At 75.0% G+C, this 4,889-nt stretch carries 4 protein-coding genes; all 4 read left to right on the top strand.

The annotated features are described in order from the left end of the window. A partial coding sequence (locus DQW06_RS12090) for a rhodanese-like domain-containing protein (RefSeq protein WP_198662430.1) occupies positions 1–632 on the top strand: 632 nt, incomplete at its 5' end. Positions 633–818: 186 nt separating this feature from the next. Beyond that, on the top strand, positions 819–1,205 hold the full coding sequence (locus DQW06_RS12095; protein WP_013154828.1) for an SPW repeat protein: 387 nt from the start codon (positions 819–821) through the stop codon (positions 1,203–1,205). 75 nt (positions 1,206–1,280) lie between these two features. Further along, the gene (locus DQW06_RS12100; RefSeq protein WP_013154827.1) at positions 1,281–1,607 is read left to right on the top strand and encodes an MGMT family protein; all 327 of its coding nucleotides are present in this window, start codon (positions 1,281–1,283) and stop codon (positions 1,605–1,607) included. An 86-nt stretch (positions 1,608–1,693) separates the two neighbouring features. Beyond that, positions 1,694–4,876, top strand: a complete 3,183-nt coding sequence (locus DQW06_RS12105; protein ID WP_198662431.1) for an ATP-dependent DNA helicase — start codon at positions 1,694–1,696, stop codon at positions 4,874–4,876. Positions 4,877–4,889 lie beyond the last annotated feature (13 nt).

Raw genomic sequence — 4,889 nt, forward strand, 5'->3', positions numbered from 1 at the left:
GGCCCCAGTACCGCGACCTGTACCCCGAGCCCCCGCCCCCCGGCATGGTGCCCTCCTGCGCCGAGGGCGGCGTCCTGGGCGTGCTGTGCGCCTCCATCGGCTCGGTCATGGTGAACGAGGCCATCAAGCTGATCACCGGCATCGGTGAGCCGCTGGTGGGCCGCCTGCTCATCTTCGACGCCCTGGAGATGACCTGGCGCGAGGTCAAGGTCCGCAAGGACCCCGACACCGAGCCGGTCACCGAGCTCATCGACTACGAGGCGTTCTGCGGCGCCGTGTCGGAGGAGGCCACCGAGGCCGCCGCCGGTTCCACGATCACCGCGGGCGAGCTCAAGGACCTGCTGGACAACAAGCCCGAGGAGATCTTCCTCGTGGACGTCCGGGAGAAGAACGAGTACGAGATCGTCAGCATCCCGGGCGCCACGCTCATCCCCAAGGGCGAGTTCCTCAACGGCAAGGCCCTGGAGCGGCTGCCGCAGGACCGGCGCATCGTCCTGCACTGCAAGTCGGGCGTCCGCTCCGCCGAGGCGCTGGCCGCGGTGCACGCGGCCGGGTTCTCCGACGCCGTCCACGTGGGCGGCGGCGTCCTGGCCTGGATCAACCAGGTCGACCCGAGCCTGCCCGAGTACTGACGGACGGGCCCGACGGGGGACGGGGCGGTGCCGGGAGGCGACTTCCGGCACCGCCCCGCCGCGTTCGCGCCCCGGCCCCCGAGCCGTCCCGGGTTCCGCCGTCGTGCCTGCTCAGCCCGCCGGATGGGTAGGGGTCCGGACAGGGGCCGCCGGCCGACGGCGGCCCGCTCCTCGGGAGGTGGCTCCATGGGACGCAGGGGACGCTGGGCGGACTGGGTGGCGATCCTCGCCGGCCTGGCCCTGGGACTGAGCTGGATCTGGCACGGGATGTACGGCTTCGGCGGGGGAGCGATGTTCGTCCTCGGACTGGGCGTCATCGTGGCCTCGGTGGTATCCATCACCCGGCCGGGGGCGCTGTCGAGCGAGGCGGGCGTCCTCGCGATCGGCGTCCTGGTCTTCGTGATGCCGTGGCTGCTGGGCTTCACCGACCTCACCGCCGCCGCCTGGACGGCGTGGATCCTCGGCGCCGTCGTGGCGCTGCTGGGGGCGTTCGGACTCGTCAAGGCGCGCCAGGCCCGCAGGCGCGACCCCGAACTCGCCTGGGGCGCGCACGGCGACCAGGTCACCGCCTGACCGGACACCGCGCACGCCGGGGCCGCCTCCGCGGCGGGCCCCGCCGTGTCGGCGGCCCCCGGTAGGCTGCCGCCTGTGTTCGAGGACGCGGAGGGCGGGCCGGACGACTACGCCGAGGAGGTCCTGGCGGTGGTCGAGCGGATCCCGCCGGGACGGGTGATGGCCTACGGCGACATCGCCGAGTACGTCGGCAGGGGAGGACCCCGCCAGGTCGGCTCGGTCATGTCCTCCTGGGGCGGGGCGGTGGCCTGGTGGCGCGTGGTGCGCGCGGACGGCAGACCGCCCTCCTGCAACGAGGTCCGCGCCCTGTCCCACTACGCGGCGGAGGGCACGCCCATGCGCCCCGCAAGCGATCGCGTGGACATGCGCAGGGCCCGCTGGGACGGGGAGGGCGGGGGCTGAGCGGTCCGCTGTGGCGGGGATGACGTGCGGGATGGTCGCCACCCTCTGGTGAACTGGGGGGTGTGAACACATCTCCGTACCGTCTCGTGCGGCGCGCCCACCAGGTGCAGCCGCCGCCGGTGCTGGACGAGAACCAGCGGCGCGTGGTCGAGCACGAGGGCGGGCCCCTGCTGGTGCTCGCCGGTCCCGGGACAGGCAAGACCACCACGATCGTCGAGTCGGTCGTGGACCGCATCGACCACCGGGGCACGGACCCCTCGCGCGTGCTGGTGCTCACCTTCAGCCGCAAGGCCGCCCAGGAGCTGCGCGAGCGCATCACCGCCCGGCTGCGCCGCACCACCCGCGAACCGCTGGCCCTGACCTTCCACAGCTACGCCTACGCCCTGATCCGGCGCGAGTTCCAGCGCATGGGCGACCTGCCGCCGCGCCTGCTCTCGGGACCCGAGCAGCTCATGGAGGTCCGCGAACTCCTGCGGGGCGAGGCCCTGGACGGCGCCGCGGACTGGCCCGAGCGCCTGCGCCCCGCCCTGGAGACCCGCGGGTTCGCCGAGGAGCTGCGCGACTTCCTCATGCGCGCCCAGGAACGCGGCATGGGCCCGGACGAGCTGGCCGCGCTCGGCCGCGACCGCGACCGCGACGACTGGGTGGCCGCGGCCGGGTTCCTGGACCGCTACACCGGCCGGTTCGACATCGCCCCCGTGCCCACGCTCAACTACGCCGAACTCGTGCGCGTCGCCGCCAACCTGCTCTCCGACCCCGGGGTCCGCGAGCGCGAGCGCGCCGCCCACGAGGCGGTGTTCGTCGACGAGTACCAGGACACCGACCCCGCCCAGGAGGAACTCCTGCGCGCCCTGGCCGGGGACGGCCGCGACCTGGTCGCGGTCGGCGACCCCGACCAGTCCATCTACGCCTTCCGCGGGGCCGAGGTGCGGGGCATCCTCGACTTCCCGCGCCGCTTCCCGACCGCGCGGCGCACCGAGGCGCCCGTGGTCGCGCTGCGCACCTGCCGCCGCAGCGGCCGCGCCCTGCTGTCGGCCTCGCGCGGCCTGACCCGGCGCCTGCCCGCGGTCGCCTCCGCCCGCGGCCACGTCAACGAGCACCGCGACCTGACCCCCGCCGAGGGCGTGCCCGACGGCGAGGTCCGCGTGCTGCTGGCCGACAGCGCCGCCCAGGAGGCCGCGGTCATCGCCGACACCCTGCGCCGCGCCCACCTGGTGGACGGCGTCCCGTGGTCGGACATGGCCGTGCTGGTGCGCTCCTCCACCCGCCAGCTGCCGGTGCTGCGCCGCGCCCTGACCGCCGCCTCGGTCCCGGTCGCGGTCGGCGCCGACGACCTGCCCGTGGCCGCCGAGCCCATCGTGCGTCCCATGCTCGCGCTGATCCGCTACGGGCTGGCCCCGGCCGAGCTGGACGAGGACGCCGCGCGCGAACTGCTCACCAGCCCCTTCGGCGAGGCCGACACGGTACGGCTGCGCAGGCTCGTGCGCGCGCTGCGCCGCCTGGACCTGGACCGCGCCCACGACGGCGGCGCCCACGGCGGAGCCCCGGAAGGGGACGCCTCGCGGGAAGGCGCCCGGGAGGAGAGGAGCGGCGCCTACCGGCCCTCCGCGCAGCTGCTCGTGGACGCCCTGCGCGACCCGGCCGAGCTCACCCTCGTCGACCCCGAGATCGCCGCGCCCGCCACCCGTGTCGCCCAGGCGCTGCGGACCGTCCGCGACCTGAACGCCAGGGGGGCCGACGCCGAACAGGTCCTGTGGGAGCTGTGGCGCGACAGCGGCCTGGTCGACCGCCTGCTGCGCGCCAGCCTGGCCGGGGGCCGCCGGGGCGCCGCCGCCGACCGCGACCTGGACGCCGTGGTCGCCCTGTTCGAGAGCGCCGCCCGCTACTGCGACCGGCTGCCCCCCGGCAGTCCCGCGGGGTTCCTGGAGGACCTCGCCGCCCAGGAGATCCCCGGCGACAGCCTCGCCGAGCGCGCGCCCGAGGGCGAGGCGGTGCGCATCCTCACCGCCCACCGCTCCAAGGGCCTGGAGTGGGGCCTGGTCGTGGTCGCCGGAGCCCAGGAGGGCGACTGGCCCGACCTGCGCCTGCGCGGTTCCCTGCTCGGCGTGGAGGAACTCGTCGACACCGACGTGCACTCCGCCGACTCCTCCGGAGCTGCCCTGGCCTCCAAACTCCTGGACGAGGAGCGCCGCCTGTTCTACGTGGCCCTCACCCGCGCCCGCCGCACCCTGGTGGTGACCGCCGTGGGCGGGGAGGACACCGACGAGCGGCCCTCGCGCTTCCTGAACGAGATGGGCGTGGGCGAGCCCGAGCCGGTCAGCACCGGCCTGCGCTGGCTGTCCCTGCCCTCGCTCGTCGCCGACCTGCGCTCGGTGGTCACCGACCCCGGCGCCCCCGAACCGCTGCGCGAGGCCGCCGCCACCCACCTGGCCCGCCTGGCCGAGGAGGGCGTGCGCGGCGCCGACCCCGCGGAGTGGTACGCGCTCACCCCCTTCACCGACGACCGGCCCCTGGCCGAGGAGGAGGACACCATCCGCGTCTCGCCCTCCCAGGTGGAGAGCTTCACCAACTGCCAGCTGCGCTGGCTCCTCGAACGCGCCGCCGGGGCCTCCTCCGGCGACTCGGCCTCGGCCCTGGGCACCGTCGTGCACGCGGTCGCCGTCCTGGTCGCCCAGGGCAGCACCCCCGACGAGATCAGCGGGCGCATGGACGAGATCTGGGCCGACCTGGACTTCGGCGGCCCCTGGCAGGCCAGGGCGCAGCGCGACCGCGCCGACACGATGGTCCGCAAGCTCGTGGACTGGGAGGCCGCCAACGACCGCGAACTCGTCGTCACCGAGGAGGGCTTCCGGGTGGACGTGGGCGGCATCGAGATCACCGGCCGCGTGGACCGCCTCGAACGCGACGACCAGGGCAGGGCCGTGGTCGTGGACATCAAGACCGGGAAGAACAAGGCCGACGACCTGGCCCGCCACCCCCAGCTCGGCGTCTACCAGATGGCCGTGCTCAAGGGCGCCTTCGCCAAGCTCGGCCTCACCGAGCCGGGCGGCGCCGCGCTCGTGCAGGTCGGCGAGAAGATCCAGAGGGCCCGGGAACAACCCCAGCCGCCCCTGAGCGAGGACCCCGACCCCGGATGGGCCGGGACGCTGGTGCGCGAGGTCGCCACCGGCATGGGCGGATCCCGATTCACCGCGACACGCAACAAGGGATGCAGGTCGTGCGCCGTGCGCGCCTGCTGCCCGGTTCAGGACGAGGGCAGACATGTCTGAAACCCACCCCCAC

Source organism: Nocardiopsis sp. TNDT3 (assembly GCF_003427465.1).
In the GTDB taxonomy this organism is placed as follows: Bacteria; Actinomycetota; Actinomycetes; order Streptosporangiales; family Streptosporangiaceae; genus Nocardiopsis; species Nocardiopsis dassonvillei.